This window comes from uncultured Maricaulis sp., from assembly GCF_905480005.1.
Classification (GTDB): domain Bacteria; phylum Pseudomonadota; class Alphaproteobacteria; order Caulobacterales; family Maricaulaceae; genus Maricaulis.
This window is the reverse complement of sequence record NZ_CAJQOO010000123.1, coordinates 18,156-33,533: the sequence shown is the minus strand read 5'-3', so window position 1 is coordinate 33,533 and position 15,378 is coordinate 18,156. Positions and strand designations below refer to the sequence as shown.

Annotated in this window: 17 protein-coding genes; 10 read left to right on the top strand and 7 right to left on the bottom strand. The window is 65.0% G+C overall.

Annotated elements, in window-relative coordinates; all coding sequences use genetic code 11:
• Window positions 1-289, top strand: a 289-nt coding sequence (locus QZ266_RS11095; RefSeq protein ID WP_295695138.1) for a hypothetical protein, incomplete at its 5' end; no start/stop codon positions are given.
• A complete protein-coding gene (locus QZ266_RS11090) occupies window positions 289-891 on the top strand; it encodes a class I SAM-dependent methyltransferase (RefSeq protein WP_295695135.1) in 603 nt (200 codons plus the stop codon). The genes QZ266_RS11095 and QZ266_RS11090, both read left to right, overlap by 1 nt.
• Here the strand turns inward: QZ266_RS11090 and QZ266_RS11085 are convergent.
• Genes QZ266_RS11085 through QZ266_RS11075 form a run of 3 tightly spaced genes read right to left on the bottom strand, consistent with a single transcriptional unit; the run spans window position 851 to window position 3,967 of the window.
• Complete coding sequence (locus tag QZ266_RS11085; protein ID WP_295695134.1) at window positions 851-1,948, bottom strand: hypothetical protein; 1,098 nt, start codon at window positions 1,946-1,948, stop codon at window positions 851-853. The genes QZ266_RS11090 and QZ266_RS11085 overlap by 41 nt on opposite strands.
• Entirely contained in the window at window positions 1,948-2,667 is a 720-nt protein-coding gene (locus QZ266_RS11080; protein ID WP_295695132.1) for a class I SAM-dependent methyltransferase, read from the bottom strand. Before QZ266_RS11080 ends, QZ266_RS11085 begins: the two co-directional genes overlap by 1 nt.
• 4 nt (window positions 2,668-2,671) lie before the next feature.
• Window positions 2,672-3,967, bottom strand: a complete 1,296-nt coding sequence (locus tag QZ266_RS11075) for a glycosyltransferase family 4 protein (RefSeq protein ID WP_295695130.1) — start codon at window positions 3,965-3,967, stop codon at window positions 2,672-2,674.
• A 119-nt stretch (window positions 3,968-4,086) separates the two neighbouring features.
• Between QZ266_RS11075 and QZ266_RS11070 the strand changes: the two genes are divergently transcribed.
• From QZ266_RS11070 to QZ266_RS11050, 5 genes are read left to right on the top strand one after another with little or no spacing between them, the layout of a single operon-like run.
• Window positions 4,087-5,259 (top strand): MFS transporter, encoded by a 1,173-nt coding sequence (locus QZ266_RS11070; RefSeq protein WP_295695128.1) that lies wholly within the window; start codon window positions 4,087-4,089, stop codon window positions 5,257-5,259.
• A 19-nt stretch (window positions 5,260-5,278) separates the two neighbouring features.
• The gene (locus tag QZ266_RS11065) at window positions 5,279-6,424 is read left to right on the top strand and encodes an ABC transporter permease (RefSeq protein ID WP_295695126.1); all 1,146 of its coding nucleotides are present in this window, start codon (window positions 5,279-5,281) and stop codon (window positions 6,422-6,424) included.
• Window positions 6,421-7,194 carry an ABC transporter ATP-binding protein gene (locus QZ266_RS11060; RefSeq protein ID WP_295695124.1) on the top strand — a complete coding sequence of 258 codons (774 nt, stop codon included), beginning with the start codon at window positions 6,421-6,423 and terminating at the stop codon, window positions 7,192-7,194. The genes QZ266_RS11065 and QZ266_RS11060 overlap by 4 nt, the downstream gene beginning before the upstream one ends.
• 3 nt (window positions 7,195-7,197) lie before the next feature.
• On the top strand, window positions 7,198-8,148 hold the full coding sequence (locus QZ266_RS11055; protein WP_295695122.1) for an MlaD family protein: 951 nt from the start codon (window positions 7,198-7,200) through the stop codon (window positions 8,146-8,148).
• Window positions 8,145-8,774 carry an ABC-type transport auxiliary lipoprotein family protein gene (locus QZ266_RS11050; protein ID WP_295695120.1) on the top strand — a complete coding sequence of 210 codons (630 nt, stop codon included), beginning with the start codon at window positions 8,145-8,147 and terminating at the stop codon, window positions 8,772-8,774. The genes QZ266_RS11055 and QZ266_RS11050 overlap by 4 nt, the downstream gene beginning before the upstream one ends.
• Window positions 8,775-8,804: 30 nt before the next feature.
• Here QZ266_RS11050 and QZ266_RS11045 read toward each other — a convergent pair whose 3' ends face one another.
• Together QZ266_RS11045 and QZ266_RS11040 are read right to left on the bottom strand one after the other, a co-directional pair.
• Window positions 8,805-10,802, bottom strand: coding sequence for a hypothetical protein (locus tag QZ266_RS11045; protein WP_295695118.1), 1,998 nt, complete (start codon window positions 10,800-10,802; stop codon window positions 8,805-8,807).
• A gap of 221 nt (window positions 10,803-11,023) precedes the next feature.
• Window positions 11,024-11,290: a hypothetical protein gene (locus QZ266_RS11040; protein WP_295695116.1), complete on the bottom strand. Its 267-nt coding sequence runs from the start codon at window positions 11,288-11,290 to the stop codon at window positions 11,024-11,026.
• 142 nt (window positions 11,291-11,432) lie between these two features.
• On the opposite strand from QZ266_RS11040, the gene QZ266_RS11035 reads away from it, so the two are divergent.
• Both QZ266_RS11035 and QZ266_RS11030 read left to right on the top strand, forming a co-directional pair.
• Window positions 11,433-12,602 (top strand): DUF418 domain-containing protein, encoded by a 1,170-nt coding sequence (locus QZ266_RS11035; RefSeq protein ID WP_295695114.1) that lies wholly within the window; start codon window positions 11,433-11,435, stop codon window positions 12,600-12,602.
• Window positions 12,603-12,702: 100 nt separating this feature from the next.
• Window positions 12,703-13,527, top strand: coding sequence for a nuclear transport factor 2 family protein (locus QZ266_RS11030; protein ID WP_295695112.1), 825 nt, complete (start codon window positions 12,703-12,705; stop codon window positions 13,525-13,527).
• Here the strand turns inward: QZ266_RS11030 and maiA are convergent.
• Together maiA and QZ266_RS11020 are read right to left on the bottom strand one after the other, a co-directional pair.
• Complete coding sequence (gene maiA, locus QZ266_RS11025; protein WP_295695110.1) at window positions 13,524-14,171, bottom strand: maleylacetoacetate isomerase; 648 nt, start codon at window positions 14,169-14,171, stop codon at window positions 13,524-13,526. The two genes, QZ266_RS11030 and maiA, sit on opposite strands and share 4 nt — an antisense overlap.
• A 3-nt stretch (window positions 14,172-14,174) precedes the next feature.
• On the bottom strand, window positions 14,175-14,819 hold the full coding sequence (locus QZ266_RS11020; RefSeq protein ID WP_295695108.1) for a fumarylacetoacetate hydrolase family protein: 645 nt from the start codon (window positions 14,817-14,819) through the stop codon (window positions 14,175-14,177).
• Window positions 14,820-14,903: 84 nt separating this feature from the next.
• On the opposite strand from QZ266_RS11020, the gene QZ266_RS11015 reads away from it, so the two are divergent.
• A complete protein-coding gene (locus QZ266_RS11015) occupies window positions 14,904-15,377 on the top strand; it encodes a MarR family transcriptional regulator (protein WP_295695106.1) in 474 nt (157 codons plus the stop codon).
• Window position 15,378: the final 1 nt, after the last annotated feature.

Here is a 15,378-nt window from a genome sequence, read left to right as displayed (position 1 = left end):
GAGCATTGATGCCGCCTCGCGTGTGCTCATGAGTGAAGGCGCCGGCCTGTCGCGCTCTGACGTGACCGATGCACTGGGCGCCGTGGAAACGGCCATGGCCAATGCCCAGACGGCGCAGTCGGTCTTCGAGGCCGCCATGCTCGAATTGACGACGCATCATGATGCCGAGGCGCTCTCCAGTTTGCGGATCGAGCGCGACCTGCTGGCCCTGCGGGTCAATGATCTGCGTGATCGCGCCGATGAACTGGCCGCCCTGCGCCGCCAGATGCGCAACCCCGCCATTTCCTGATGATCCATCCCGACGAAGTCAAAGGCTTCCTCGATCCCGAGGAAGGTCGCGATCTGGCGAGCCTGGCTGCCGAGGCCGGACGTCTGGGCCCCGTCCTGGAGATCGGCTCCTATTGCGGCAAGTCGGCCCTCTATCTTGGCCCGGCGGCGCGCCAGGCGGGGACCGTGCTCTACACGCTGGATCACCATCGCGGCTCCGAAGAGCATCAGCCGGGTGAGGAATATCACGACCCCGAGCTGTTCAACGCCAGGCTTGGCGCGGTCGAGACCCTGCCGGCCCTGCGCGAAACCCTGTTCCGCGGCGAGCTGGAAGACTGCGTTATTCCGCTGGTCGGACGATCCGCCGTGATTGCCGCCAACTGGACCACGCCGCTGGGCATGGTCTTTATCGATGGCGGGCATTCCATGGCGGCGGCGCTGGCGGATTATCGCGGCTGGGCGGGTCGTGTCGTGGCGGGCGGCATCCTCGCCATTCACGACGTCTTCCCCAATCCGGAAGATGGCGGACGCCCGCCTTACGAGATCTGGAAGCTGGCGTGTGCGTCGGGTCTGTTCGAGCCGGTCAGGCGTACAGGAACGCTGGAAGTTTTGCGGCGGCTCTAGTCGCCGGATATTCCGGCAGGTGATTGGCCACCAACAGGGTATGGCCGGGGCTCAGCCCCTCAATCGCATCAGCGGCAAGGATCAGGGCACCGGACGTCCAGGAGGGGCGCTCGCGTGGCCAGATGATCGATTCCTCGAACTGCCAGCCCATCCAATAGCCGCCATCGCGAGCGATCAAGGGGGCGAGATTGGCGATCAGTGCGCGCGCCTGCTCGTGCTTGCCGACAGTCTGGCAGGCAAGCGCAAGCTCGGCGGTTTCCGCCGCGGTGACCCAGGGCTGGTCGGAGACACAGCGGCAGCCCAGGCCCGGTTCGACGAATTCGGTCCACCGGGCATAGAGCCTGGCGCGACCAATATCGGTCGACAGGACACCCGCGAGGGCGGGGTAGTACCAGTCCATGGCGAAGCCGCGCCGGTCCGTACCCTTGCGGTCAAAGCGGGCATCATTCTCACGGAGCGCGGCGCCGATCCGGCGGCGGGCCTCAAGCCAGGGCTCGACCGTCTTGCCGAGCCGGCGCCCCATCAGACTCGCGCATTCCAGCGCCTTGTAAAGGCTGGCATTACCGGCACGCAGGCTGTCGATCTCAGTCAATGTCTGTTCGTCGCCCCGGGCGCGCCAGACGATATCGCCATGCTCGGTCTGGTGGGCGAGGACGAAGTCCATCGCAGCGTCGATCATCGGCCAGTAGCGCGGCAGCTGGTCCATCGCCTTCAGGGCGAGCAGGCTGCGCAGAACGGTGACCGCGACATAGCCGGAGAAATTGGTGTCCCGCGCGGTTTTCGGCTTGCCCGGCACCAGATGGCGATTGGCGTCATCGAGCGGTACCGAGGCGCCGAGATCGCCGGTCCAGCCGCCATCGGCCTCCTGGCGGTCCATCAGTGCGGTGAGGGCGCGCAGGGCTTCGGCCTCCCGGCCGGCGATGGCGAGCCCCATCGTTGCTTCACCGTGATTCCAGGCATCCCAGACACCGGCCTCGATCCAGGGGATTGTTCCGTCGCTGCGCTGCAGGGCCGCGATGTGATCGGCACAGGCCTTGATGTCGACCAGATCGCTCATCAATTCGTCTTCCTGAAATACATCACCACCGACTTGCCCATGACCGGATCAAGCCCCCATTCCATGGCCCGGGTGAGCCAGGGACGCTTGATCAGATCCCATTCCAGGAAGCGCCGGTAGAGCGCGACCAGACCATTGCTTTCCTGGGTGTCCCAGACAGCACACCGCAGCCACCAATACGGGCTGTGCAAGGCATGGGCCCAATGGCGGCGGAAACGGCGGAAGCCATGCTTTTCGACATCATGTCGGAAGGCTTTCGGCTTGAAGATGCGGACATGCCCGCCCGGCGTATTCTGATAGCCAAAGGACAGCCACCAGCAGATCGCTTCCGGCCAATAGCGCGGCACCGAGGCGGCGAATATCCCGTCCGGCTTGAGGACACGGCGAATTTCGGCGAGGAAAAGTTCGGGGTCGGGCACATGTTCGAGCACTTCGGAACAGATGACGCGATCGAATGTATTGTCAGGAAAGGGAAGCGTCTCGCCGGTCCCGGCCGTGAGGACGGCATGGCGCAATGGCGAAGCGGGTTCAGGCGGCGGGAGCTCGAAGAATTTGTCGAGCGCGATCACCACGTCTTCATAGCAAAGGTCCAGCCCGACGGCGGTGACCGGTGTCTCGTCCCAGTACAGGCCGTGCAGGTGCCGGCCCTGGCCGCAGCCCAGATCAAGAACGCGCATGCCGGGCTCGAGCGCCAGGCTTTCTGTCTGAATGGTCTGCATCGGTTCAGGCCCTGACCTGTTCTGACAAGGCCTCGACATAGAGATGCGAGGCGGCGAGCGCATGGCTCGACCAGTTGAATTCCCTGCGGGCCCGGTCGGCGGCGCGTGCGCCCAATTCACCGGCGAGGGCCGGATCATCGAGCAGGCGGGCGAGATTGTCGGCCATCGGCCCCGCTTCCCCGGCCGGAGAGACAAGACCGGCATCGCCGACCACTTCCGGCAATGCGCCGCCATCACTGGCGACCACGGCGGATCCGCACGCCATGGCCTCGGCGGCGGGAAAGCCGAAACCTTCAAAGCGGGCCGGACAGGCAACGATATGGGCGCGGCGGTAGAGATCAGCGACCTCGGCCCGGGTCAGGTCGGACGAGGTGGTCACGCGCTCGGACAGGCCGTGTGCGGCCAGCATGCGCTTGGCGGGACCGTCGCGCAGCGTGCCGATGATATGAAGCCGGGCCGCAGGGCGGGCGGCCGCGACGCGGGCGAGGGCCTCGATCAGGACGTCCAGACCCTTGATCGGGACGTCGGCGCTGGCTGTGGTCACGATCAGTCCGGTCTCGCGCTCAACGGCGCTATCGGGGCAGAAAGTGTCGTGATCCAGCCCGTTGAAGGCGACCCTCACGCGGTCCGGATCAACACCATAGCGCTCGGCATGGGTCTGACGGGCGGCGCCGGAGACGGCGAGATGGCGCGGCAGGGCGCGGGCGGTTCTGGCCTGCATGTCGATGAAGCGGTACCAGCGCCGGGTCAGCAGGCGCTCCCACCATTTGCGACCGGCCGCGATGGCATAATCGCGGTCGATGGCAATCGGGTGGTGCAGGGTGGTGATGACCGGGATGCGCGCATTGATGCGCAGCATGGGGGCCGACAGGGTCTGATTGTCATGGACCACGTCGAACTGGTCTTCATGCGCCTTGAGAAACCGGTCCAGGCGGCGGCCGAATGCGTAGAGCTCGCCGAAAGCGCCGGAATTGTGTGCCAGCCATTCCGACAGGTCGGACCAGGACTTCAGGTGCCGGGCGCGCAGGGCGAGAAAGGCATTGTCTTCGGCGAACAGGTCGAGCGACGGCAGTTCGTACAGGGTGATGCCCGGGTCAAGCTCGGGATAGGGGGGGCCCGAGGCGACGGACACGTCATGGCCGAGTGCGCGGAGGGCGCGGGTCAATTCGCGAAGATAGACGCCCTGTCCGCCAACATGGGGATGGGATCGGTATCCGGTGACAAGGACGCGCAACGGCCGGACCGGCGTGACCTCACTCTCCTTTTCCATCCCTGCGGAAACAAGGTTATGTCCGTCCATGAGGCGTGATTCCGGCGGTGGCAATTGAAACGCGAACCTATAGAAGTGAACATTGTTCGCCAAGCCGCTCTAGCCGGGAAATGCGGCGCTGCAGCGAAGCGCACGATCAGGAAGTCATGATGGTCAAACCCACAGCCCTGCGCTTCGCCACATATTATGGCGCCTTCTACCTCATGTTCGGGGCTTTCCTGCCCTATTTCCCGCGCTGGCTGGACGGGCGTGGCCTGTCGCCGGAATGGATTGGCTGGATCCTCGCTGCGGGGATGATCGGGCGGACCCTGGTCTCGCCGATCGGCGCGCGCTGGGCTGACCGCGCCGTGCGTCATCGGGATCCCATTCTCGCTTTCGCCATCGGGAGCGTGGTCGTCTTCGCGCTGCATATCCCGGTCGACTCGCCCTGGCTCCTGGTCGTGCTCTCCTTCGCGGCCGGCGCGCTGGTATTCGGCCAGATCCCGGTGACCGACGCGTTCGCAATCCGCGCCGCCCGCGACCATGCCTTCGAATTCGGCCCGGTGCGCGCCTTCGGCTCGGCGCTCTTTATCGTCGCCAATTTCACCGCCGGCGCGCTGATTGACCGCACCGGCACCGAGAGCGTGCTGGCTTGGGTGATCATTGCCGGCGGGCTGATGGCGCTGGCCGCGGCCTGGCTGCCGCCGGGGCACCGGCCGACCGCTCATGTCCCGCGCCCCGACGAGTGGAAGGAATTGCGTCGTCGCCTGGCCGGCCCGCTGGGGCTCGCCCTGGCCGCCTCGGCCCTGATCCAGTCGGGACATGCCTTCTACTATGTCGTCTCGGCCAATGCCTGGACCCAGCAGGGTATCAGCGGGGCCATGGTCGGCACGCTCTGGGCCTCCGCCGTGGCGTTCGAGATCGCCTTCCTCTGGCTGTCCGGGCGGGGCTGGCTCGGGCGTCTCAGCCCGGCTCACCTGATGATGTTGGGCGGGCTGGCCTCGCTGGTTCGCTGGGGGCTGACTGCGCTGTCCCCGCCTGTCTGGGCGCTGTTTCCCCTGCAGGCCTTGCATGCGCTGACCTTCGCCGCCACCTATGTCGGGTTTCTGCGATTTACCGCCCGCGATATGCCCGACGATCAAACGGCCCTGTCACAAGGCCTCAATTCAGCCTTGTCCGGTGGCATCATACTGGCAGCGATGTCGACCCTGTCAGGCTATGCCTTTGCTTCATTCGGAGTGGGGGGATTTGCTTTCATGATGGTGCCGGGCTTGTTGGGCCTGGTGGCGGCGTTCGGATTGCATCGCGTTTCTTCACTCCCGCGCCGGGAAAATATCGACTAGGATTTGCATGATGAGGGGAATGCGGGACGAATCATCGCCGAGGGCGGAACTGGTTGTGCGCGAGGAGGGCGAGCGCACGATCCTGGAACCGCATGGCGATTGGGTCGTAGACACGATCGGCCGTCATGACAGTGCGATCCGTGCGGTCGAGAATGCGGCCGACCCCTGCAATATCATTGTTGATGTCAGGCATCTTGGCCGGGTCGATACGTCGGGAGCCTACCTGCTGGGCCGGGCAACGCGGCGCTGTCCGACCCCGGATGCGGATTTCCATTTTGTCGGCGAGCACCGCACGGTCCGGCGCCTGATCGAAGAAGTCCGCCAGCGTACCCAGATTTGCGGACCGGAAGAGGTGCCGACCTTCGGCTTCATCAAGGCCCTGGCCCGGATCGGCGCGGGGCTGGAAGCCGCCTACCGCGAGGCGGTCGACACCTTTGCCTTCTTCGGAAAGACACTGACCACCGGCGCTTCCTGCTTCCTTCAGCCCTGGCGTTTTCGCCTGACCCCGACCGTCTGGGCGATGGAAGAGGTGGGCGTCAACGCATTGCCCATCGTCGCGACCCTGACATTCTTCATCGGCGCTGTGGTGGCGTTCATGGGGGCAACCTTGTTGCAGAGTTTCGGCGCGTCGGTGTTTACGGTCGACCTGGTCGGCCTCTCCATCCTGCGCGAGTTCGGCGTGCTGATCACCGCGATCATGCTGGCTGCCCGCTCGGACAGCGCCTTCACCGCCTCGATCGGCGCGATGAAGATGCAGCAGGAAGTCGATGCCATGCGTGTGCTGGGTCTTGACCCCTATGAAGCGCTGGTCCTGCCGCGGGTTGTGGCCTGTGTGCTCATGGCGCCGCTGCTGACATTCGGCGCGATGGTTGCCGGGATATTCGGCGGCATGCTGGTGACATGGTCAGCGCAGGATATCTCGCCGGCGCTGTTCTTCACGCGCCTGCATTCCGAAATCGATATCAGCCATTTCTGGGTCGGCATGTCGAAGGCGCCGGTATTCGGAATGGTGGTTGCCATTATCGGCTGTCGCCAGGGCATGCAGGTCCAGGGCGATGTGGAGTCGCTGGGTCGGCGCGTGACAGCATCGGTGGTCCAGTCGATTTTCGCCATCATCGTGCTCGAGGCCCTGTTTGCGATGATGTATCTGGAGTTGGGGATTTGACCGACGACATCCTCATCTCGGTCCGCAATCTGCGCAGCGCCTTCGGGCGCCATGTCGTCCACGAGCATCTCGACCTGGACGTCCATCGCGGTGAGATTCTCGGCATTGTCGGCGGATCGGGTACCGGCAAGACGGTATTGCTGAACACCATTTTGGGGCTCAAACAGCCCGAGGGCGGAGACATACGCCTGAACGGCCAGCGCCTGGCCGACATGTCAGCACGTGAGCGTCGCCAGATCGACAGTCGGCTGGGCGTGTTGTTCCAGAACGGGGCCCTGTTTACCTCGCTCTCCGTGCTGGAAAACGTGATGGCGCCGCTGCGTGAGCATATCGACATGCCCATCTCGCTCATGGAGGAGATCGCCGGCATGAAGATCGGCCTGGCCGGTCTTGATCCGGGCGCGGCGGATCGCTTCCCGTCTGAATTGTCCGGCGGCATGCGCAAGCGCGCAGCCCTGGCGCGGGCGCTGGCGCTGGATCCTGAAATTCTCTTTCTCGACGAACCGACCGCCGGCCTTGATCCGATCGGCGCGGCGGCGTTCGACAGTCTGATCCGGGAATTGTCTGATGCCCTGGGTCTGACTGTGGTCATGATCACACACGATCTCGACAGTCTTTACGCGATTTGTGACCGCGTCGCGGTTTTGGCCGACAAGCGGGTTGAAGCCGTCGCGCCAATCAGGGAGTTGTTGGGGAATCCCCATCCCTGGATCAAGGAATATTTCCACGGACCACGCGGGCGCGCCGCGCTGGCCGCCAAGGAGAACTAGAGCATGGAAACCAAAGCCCATCACGCCCTGGTCGGCTTGTTCGCCGTCCTCCTGCTGGCGGCCGGTGGCTTCTTCGCCCTCTGGCTCGGCAAGGTCTCCTTTGACGAGGAGTATGCCTTCTATGACATCGTTTTCGACGGGCCCGTACGCGGTCTGCGCGAAAGCGGCGAAGTGCGCTTCAACGGCATCCAGGTGGGGGAAGTCACGGATCTGGAACTCGATGATCAAAGCCGGGTGATCGCGCGTATCCGCGTGCTGGCGCAGACGCCGGTCCGCGTGAACAGTGAAGCCCAGCTGGAGCCGCAGGGACTGACCGGCCTGTCCTATGTCCTGATTACCGGCGGCACGCCGGAAGCCCAGCGCCTGGAAAGCCCGGCCAATCGTTCGCCGCCCCGCATCTTTGCCCGCCGGGCGCAGCTGGAAGGCCTGGTCGAGGGGTCCGAGGATGTGCTCGACGCCGCGCAAACGGCGTTGTTCCGCCTGTCGGCCCTCCTGTCGGAGCAGAATGTGGACGAGGTCTCGGCGACGCTGACCAATCTGCGCGAGATCACCGACCGGCTCTCCGAGGAGGAGGCGCTGATCACCGACATGCGCAATACGCTCGCCAGCATCGACACGGCGGCCCAGGGCATGAATGAAGCGGCGATCTCGCTGCAACGCTTCGGCGTGACGGCGGAAGCCTTCCTCAATAATGAAATGACGCTGGCGACCAATGAGACCACCCTCGCGGCCATGGCCGTGAACCAGGCCGCCGCCGATACCAACCAGATTGTTCTCACCCTGCACCCGGCGCTGGAAAGCCTGGCCGATAGCGGGATCGAGGATCTCAACCGGACTCTCTCAGACCTGCGGCGCGTTGTGGCCTCGCTCGAGCGGATCACGTCCGAGGTTGAAAGCAATCCCGGGAGCTTCATCGCCGGAGCGCCCCGTGAAACCGTGGAGGTGCCGCAATGAGCGGATCGCATTACATCCGGGCCGCCCTTGTCGGGCTGAGCGCCCTGTCGGTCTCCGCCTGCGTTTCCTTGCTGCCGGAAGCCGAACCGGTCTCCGTCTATCGCCTGTCATCGCCGGAGCCGGCCGAGCTGGCCGGTGAGAACTGGACCATAATCGAGATCGATACACCGAACGCCCCGCGCGGGCTGTCCGGCGACCAGATCGCCATCATCCGGGACGGGTCGAGCCTCGCCTATATCCATGGCGCACGCTGGATTTCTCCGGCACCGCGGCTGCTTCAGAGCCTGGTGATCGACACCTTCAATGCGCGTCAGTCCGGACTGGCCCCGACGCGCGCGGATGACGGGGTTCGGGCCGATTACGAGCTGCGTGTTGATATGCAGGAATTCGAGGCTGTCTATGATCGCGGCGAAGACGCGGCGCCGATCGTTCGGGTGCGGCTTTCCGCCCGCCTGGTCGCGGAGAGTGGTCGCCGATTTGCCGGTGCCCGTGTGGTGACCTCGCAAGTGCGTGCCAGCGCCAACCGGACCACGGCCATTGTCGCGGCCTTCGACCAGGCTTCGCGCGAGGCCAGTCGCGAGATTGCTGACTGGACCGCCAGTCGCACGCATGCCGCGGACAACTAGCCGCCCAACCCGGTTCGCAGCGCGCTGTTTCTAGCTGTCGTTCGAGTCCGGGTCCGTCTTGCCGGTGCGGTTGCCGCGCCGGGGGGCGGGGGCGTCCTCGTCATCCGGCATGGATGAGAGCAGATCCTTCCAGCGCCAGCCCGGCTCGCTGCCGGAACCGCCGGGACGTCGTCCGCCTCGCTCCGGGAAGCCAACAGCATTTTCCGCCCGTGGCTGGGTCGACGCTTCGGAGTGTCCGAGCGGTCGCGTCATATCGTCATCCGACCCTGTTTCGGTTTCCGACTCAGCCGATGCCCCGTCATCGCTTGGCGTGGCCGTGCGCCGCGGCTTGCGGCCGGCCAGCGGGTCGGGCAGTTCATTGCTCGCCAGCTCCGGCGCGCGCCGACCGCCGGCAACCGAACCCATGCGCAACATGAAGTCCGAGAGCAATTCGTAATTCTGGCGGATGCGGGCCTGGAAGGCGGCATCAATCTCCTGGGCCTCTTCAGCCGCCGCCATCGCCGCAGCATTCAGACCCTCCAGGCCACGGCGCAGCGTGTCGGCCGCTTCCTGGGCCCGGTCGCGCGCCATGCCGGGCATTTCTGACAGGCGTTCGGTCATGGCGTCGAGATGACGCTCGACCGTCTGGGTTTCAGAGCGCGCCGCGGCAAGGACGCTCTCGAGCCGCTTGCGCACGGAATCAGCGGCCTCATCGGCCGCGACGGAGGCGCGCTTGGTCAGCTTGTCGGCTTCCGCCAGGCGCAGCTCGAAGGCTTCGTCGGAGCGGCGTGCCGCTTCATAGGCCGCCTCATTGGTCTGTTCGACCTTGCTGGCGACGATGTCGGCCTGGGCTTCGATCGCATCAATCGCGGCTTCGGAGACGGATTTGGCCTCCTGGGCTGAGGCGATCAGGCGGGCGAGGGCGGATTCATGTTCCTGCGCCGCGCTTTCGGTCTCGGCGCGGACCCGGCCCGCCATCCCGTCAGCCCGCTCGATCGCGGTTTCCACGGCTTCGCGGAAAGCGACAGCGCCGTTGGAGGCAGCGGAATTCAGCGCGTCGGCACCATCCCGGGCGGTCGAGGCCATGACTTCCAGCTCGGCCTTGTGGAAGTCGAGTGCGGCGGCGATCTTCTCCTGCTCCTGACGCAGGGCCTCACCGGCATCGGCCAGACGCTGGCGATGCTTCACATAAGCGGCGTCGAGATTTTCCGAGCGCTCCTTGAGGCCATCCGACAATTCGCGCAAATGGCCGCTGCGTTCGGAGATGACGAGGGCCGCGGCGTCGCTGCGTTCGGTGACGGCGCTGCCGGCCTCATTGAGATCGTCGACACTGGCGCGTATCCGCTTCTCGCTGTCGGAGGCCTGGCTGGCAGCCAGTTCTGCGGCCGCCGCGACCATTTTCGACTGATCCGATATGGCGGCGGCGATCAGTGCGGCCTTGTCGTCCAGCGATTCCGAAACCTCACCCAGACGCAGGCGTTCCGAGCGCAAACCCTTGAGCAGGCTTTCGGTGCGGTCGCGGGCATCAGTGGCGGACTGTTCAAGGGACTCGGCGTGATGACTGATCACTTCTTCCATCGCCGCCAGGCGGGCGAGCGCGCTTTCCAGCGCCGAATTGATCCGCTCGACCTCGCCGGACACGGCGGCGGACAGTGTCTGCACTTCGTGCCGGGCATATTGCGCCGGCTCGGCCAGCTTGCGGATGGCCAGTTCGACCCGGCGCGTATTGGCAGAGCTCCGGACGATTTCGCGCGCCATCATGCCGGCGATGATGAAGATCAGGGCGGGCAGGAGCGCGAAGACCGACAGACCCGTCAGCTGGCCGAAGCTGTACCGACCCAGAGCCTCGAAGGACTGGATCCCCAGATAGGCCCACAGATAGGCACTGGCTCCACCGACCCAGCAAAGCGCGAAGCTATTGCCCAGCCAGACGAGCCAGTTACCGCCACGCGGCGGGGCGTCGGATCCCGGTGCGTCCTGATTGGCGGGCGCTGTCAGCGCCTGGCCGCCTGTCGGCGCTACCGGTGACGGGTTGTCCTCGTCGGACATGGTCATCTCCGCGAGTTCGATCGTGTGGTCTTGTCTGGTCTCGGTCATTTCGGGCCTGGCTGGCTGTATTCCGTGTACGGCCCGTCCGCGCGCGCGGGCGTGCCGGTTGGGCTCAATATGGCAGAGAATAGGGGGAGATGCGCGCGAGGCACACAGATAATCTATGCAAATTCAATATTTGCAGCGGAAAGGTCGTGTGGGTGTTGGCCTGCGACCGGACGCTAGCTGGTATAGACCAGTGGCGGTGCCAGGAGTTCCGGCAGTTCCTGGCTGTCGCGGATCGGGGTCCATTGTGCGCACGGATCGAGGCTGATCTTGGTCCAATTGCTCGGCTCGCGGTCGCCCAGGACCATGACCGCTTCGCGATACTCGGCGGGCTGAGGCGCCGGGGCCGAACCGCATTCGGTCGAGGCAGACGTGTCCAGGCCGACCGATGACAGGGCCACCATGGCGAACCATTCGATGAGAGATATCAGAAACTGGACCATGTCTGGTGTGCGCCCGAACGTCCAAAGGATTGAATATGTGCGTGGGACCTGCATACGGTGAGGGCAATGCACGCAAGATGAGAGTTTCATGAAGTCTTCGTAAGAAGACGGCGGAAATGGGGCAGGGCCCGCAGGAGCAGGCATGGACGCAGGCGATGAAGGGGAAGAGGCCGGCATCCTGATCATGCTGGGCGTGACGGTGTTTGGCCTGCTCTTCGCAAACCTGCCGGGCTTTGCCCATGTCTGGGCGGCGGCCGATCTTCTGCCGCTGCAGACCGAGATACCCGGCCCGTTGGACAGCCTTGCCTGGTGGGCCGGCCAGACCTTTGTCGCCTGGGTTTTCAATATCCTCCTGATTGTCCTGTTCGGATCGGCGCTCGCCCTGCGCGAGGGCAGCGGGGACAAGCCGGGCCTGGGTTGGCTGTGCCTGCTGGGGCTCGGCCTGGCCTATCTCTTCTGGCATGGCGAGCTGCTGACAGTGATGGCCCTTGCCGCGATGATTGCCCTGCCGATGAGGGCCTTGCCGCCGGTAACGCGCTGGGTATCGCTGGTGGCGCTGATTGGCGGCACAGTCCTGATCGTTCTTGCGGGGATCGGTATTACCGCGCTCTTGCCTGACACGATGGGATTGCCCGATCTTCTGGGTCTGGATGACGCCCGAATTGCCGCGATCGAGGCGGCGCACCAGTCCGGCTTCTGGTCCCATCTGCCGCACAATATGGCGACGGCGCTGCAATTCCATCTGGTCGAGTTCTTCTTTCTCGGTGGCGGCGTGCTGGGGCTGATCCTGTTGGGCATGGAACTTGTGGAGCGGGGATTCTGGGGCGGACGCTGGCCGGTCATGCCCCTGGTGACCAGTGCAGCCATCGCGCTCGGGATTGGGCTGCCGCTGAGCGGCTGGAGTGCGGTGCAGGCCATGAGTGTCGCCTTCGCACCTTCGCAGGCCTGGGAAGGGTTGATGGCGCGTGCCTTTGCAGCCTTGCTGCTGGCTTATGGCTATGCCGCTCTTGTCGTGCTAGCCATCCGCTTCCGTATTGCCGAACCGGTCCAGCTCCTCTTCATCCGGGCCGGGCATCTCTGGCTGAGCGTCCATGTCGGCCAGATCATAGTTCTGACCCTCCTGTTTTCCGGAGTGCCCGGCCTGGCCCTGTTCGGACGACTGGACCCTGCCGCGCTCTTCGCGCTCGGCGTGGTTCTGACCGGCGTCCAGGCGGGCGCGGTCTGGCTCACGGATCGGTATTTGCGGTCCGGGCCGGTGGAATGGTTGCTGGACGGTTTGGCCAATCGGGGTTTCGCGCGGCTGAGGCGCTAGGCCTGGATCACATTCAGTTGATTGAGATTGCCCCGAATAAACGTGCCTGCGGTCGCGGGCATGGCACATGTGTGGTCGCAATCACACAGGGGACAGGACCATGATCCGAACACTTGCCACACTCGCAACGCTTAGCTTGGCCCCGCTGGGACTGACGTCGGTCAGCCTGGCTGACGATCCGGTTACCGAAGCCGCGCTCGAGCCATTGGCCGACCGTTTTGCCCGCGGCTTTTATGCCCGCGATGCCGATCAGGTCCTGTCCACGGTGCATCCGGAGTTGTCGAAGCTCGGCCTGCGCCCCAATTTCCAGGGGCATGGTCGCATGGTGATCGAGAACCTGACCCCGGGCGACCTGCAGGTCCTGGGCGAGATGTATAATGCCGATGGGCATCTGGACCCGATCACCTCAACCGTGGATGTCCGCTTCTTTGACAGCACCGCCGATACCGGCGTCTTCCAGCTGACCGCGGATACGGACTGGTATGACTTCTTCGTCGGCACCCGCATCAATGGCGAGTGGACCCTCGTGAATTGCGCCTATGGTGGTTTTGGCTGGCTCGACAATCCAGGCCGTGCCGACGATATGCGCGCGATCGGTGATCTGGTCGAAACCTATGCCGCGGCCTGGGATGCCGGCGATGCCGAGGCGGTGACAGCCTCCGTCTATCCGGATTTCGACCGCCGTCATGTCGACCGCAGTGGTGACCGCGAATACCTGGCACCGGAAACCCTGGAGACGATTGCCCTCCATCTCGACCGCGCGGGCGCTGCAGCAGCGCCGTCCGAGGTGACGGTGTTCGAGGCGACCCAGGCGACCGGCGCGGCGCGCATTGATGCGGCCGACCGGACAGAGTGGCTCTTCCTCCTGCGGGTGGCCGGAGAATGGGAGATCGTGAACAGCTTCTGGGAAGTGCGCCGGGCCTAGCCGTCTGCGTCGGGCTGGTTTTCCGGGGCAGCGTCCCGGAAGGCCGGCCGGGCACGGCAGGCAGCATCTGCGGCTTCCAGGGCTGGCCAGTCTGCCATGTCGAGACCCCAGCGCCGGGCATTATAGGCCTGTGGAACCAGGTAAATGTCGGCCAGGCCAGGCGTCTGGCCGCCCAGATATTCACCGGTCCGCGGTGCGGCCTTCACCAGCGTCTCGAGCGCGTCGAGGCCGGACGTCATCCAGCGTTGCGCCCAGGCCTTCATGCCATCAGGCCCCTGACCAAGATCGCCGGCCACAGTCTTCAGCACGCGCAAATTCTGAAGCGGGTGGATGTCACAGCCAATGACGGAAGCCCAGCCTCTCGCCAGGCAGCGGGCTGTTGCGTCGCGCGGCAGGAAAGCCGGGTCAGGCCAGGTTTCGTCAATCCATTCCAGAATGGCCGGGGATTGCAGCAGGCGCACTCCGTCATGCTCGAGAACCGGGACCAGTCCCTGCGGCTGGATGGCGAGCCAGGCATCGCTGCGTTGTTCGCCATCCTTGAGATTGACCGGAATCTGCTCGTAGGCAACGCCCTTGAGATTGAGGGCGATCCGCAGCCGGTAGGCGGCGCTGGAACGCCAGTAACCATAAAGCCTGGTGGTCATGGGTCAGCCTCTTTCCGTTAGCGTGAAGTCAAGCGGTGGCAAGCCGTCAATCCGCGCAGAGACCGCGTCGCCGGGCAGAAGGGCGCTGACGCCGGCCGGCGTTCCGGTGAAAACCAGATCGCCCGGCTGTAGCGCAAAATAGCGCGCCAATTGCGCGAGCAAGGCAGTGGGCGGCAGGATCATCTGATCGAGATCGCCGGACTGGCGCGTCTCGCCATTGACGCTCAACGTGATCGCCCCGGTCGATGGCGGCGGGCCGAGCCGCAGCGCGGCCATGGGGGCCGACCGATCAAAGCCCTTCGCAATTTCCCAGGGCGCGCCCTTCGCCTTGAGGCGCGCCTGGAGGTCGCGCTTGGTCAGATCGACGCCGGTTCCGCAGGCGACAATCTCCCCGCCCTCGCCAAGCGCCAGGACCAGTTCCACCTCGTGATGCAGATCCTCGGTCTCGTCGGGATAGGGCAGGGTGGGCGCCGTGGTGATGGCGCTGGCCGGTTTGGTAAAGAAGATCGCTTCGGCGGCTTCGCCCATCTCCTTGGCATGGTCGGCGTAATTGCGTCCGACGCAGAAGACGCGGCCGACCGGGAAGTGGCGGTCGTCGCCGTCCAGGAAGAGGCGGGGCGGGGCGGGGCAGGTTATGAGATCATTCATGGGCTATCGATAGCCGAGGAAGGCTCACGCCGTCGAGCCAACAAACGTCTTGCAGCTGCTGCCCGCATCCGGCACGTCTGGGTCATGACTGATCCGAACCCGCCTGCGCTCAGCCTGCGCGATTATCTGCCTTATCGTCTGGCCGTGACCTCGAACCAGGTGTCGCGCCTTGTCGCGCGTGCCTATCAGGACCGTTTCGGACTGACGATCTGGGAATGGCGGGTGATTGCCCTTCTGGGCGAGGCCGCGCCGATGACCGCGCAATCCCTGTCCGACATTGCCGCCATGGACAAGGTGTCGGTGAGCCGGGCTGTCAAGGCGCTGGTCGAGCGCGGATTGGTCAACCGGTCTGAACGCGTCACCGACAGGCGGTCGCGGGATTTGCGTCTGACGGATACCGGGCTGCAGGTCTATCGCGAGATCACGCCCGTTGCGCTCGAGGCGGAAGCCGCCCTGCTCACCGGGCTCGACGATGCGGAGGCAGCATTGCTGGCGGACATGCTGGACAAGCTGAGGCGCCGGGCCGGGGAATTGCTGTCCGGCGCGACGTCCGACTGAT

Coding starts and splice junctions, on each gene's coding strand:
- QZ266_RS11090 (WP_295695135.1), top strand. CDS start 289: ATGATCCATCCCGACGAAGTCAAAGGCTTCCTCGATCCCGAGGAAGGT.
- QZ266_RS11085 (WP_295695134.1), bottom strand. CDS start 1,948: ATGAGCGATCTGGTCGACATCAAGGCCTGTGCCGATCACATCGCGGCC.
- QZ266_RS11080 (WP_295695132.1), bottom strand. CDS start 2,667: ATGCAGACCATTCAGACAGAAAGCCTGGCGCTCGAGCCCGGCATGCGC.
- QZ266_RS11075 (WP_295695130.1), bottom strand. CDS start 3,967: ATGGACGGACATAACCTTGTTTCCGCAGGGATGGAAAAGGAGAGTGAG.
- QZ266_RS11070 (WP_295695128.1), top strand. CDS start 4,087: ATGGTCAAACCCACAGCCCTGCGCTTCGCCACATATTATGGCGCCTTC.
- QZ266_RS11065 (WP_295695126.1), top strand. CDS start 5,279: ATGCGGGACGAATCATCGCCGAGGGCGGAACTGGTTGTGCGCGAGGAG.
- QZ266_RS11055 (WP_295695122.1), top strand. CDS start 7,198: ATGGAAACCAAAGCCCATCACGCCCTGGTCGGCTTGTTCGCCGTCCTC.
- QZ266_RS11050 (WP_295695120.1), top strand. CDS start 8,145: ATGAGCGGATCGCATTACATCCGGGCCGCCCTTGTCGGGCTGAGCGCC.
- QZ266_RS11045 (WP_295695118.1), bottom strand. CDS start 10,802: ATGTCCGACGAGGACAACCCGTCACCGGTAGCGCCGACAGGCGGCCAG.
- QZ266_RS11040 (WP_295695116.1), bottom strand. CDS start 11,290: ATGGTCCAGTTTCTGATATCTCTCATCGAATGGTTCGCCATGGTGGCC.
- QZ266_RS11035 (WP_295695114.1), top strand. CDS start 11,433: ATGGACGCAGGCGATGAAGGGGAAGAGGCCGGCATCCTGATCATGCTG.
- QZ266_RS11030 (WP_295695112.1), top strand. CDS start 12,703: ATGATCCGAACACTTGCCACACTCGCAACGCTTAGCTTGGCCCCGCTG.
- maiA (WP_295695110.1), bottom strand. CDS start 14,171: ATGACCACCAGGCTTTATGGTTACTGGCGTTCCAGCGCCGCCTACCGG.
- QZ266_RS11020 (WP_295695108.1), bottom strand. CDS start 14,819: ATGAATGATCTCATAACCTGCCCCGCCCCGCCCCGCCTCTTCCTGGAC.
- QZ266_RS11015 (WP_295695106.1), top strand. CDS start 14,904: ATGACTGATCCGAACCCGCCTGCGCTCAGCCTGCGCGATTATCTGCCT.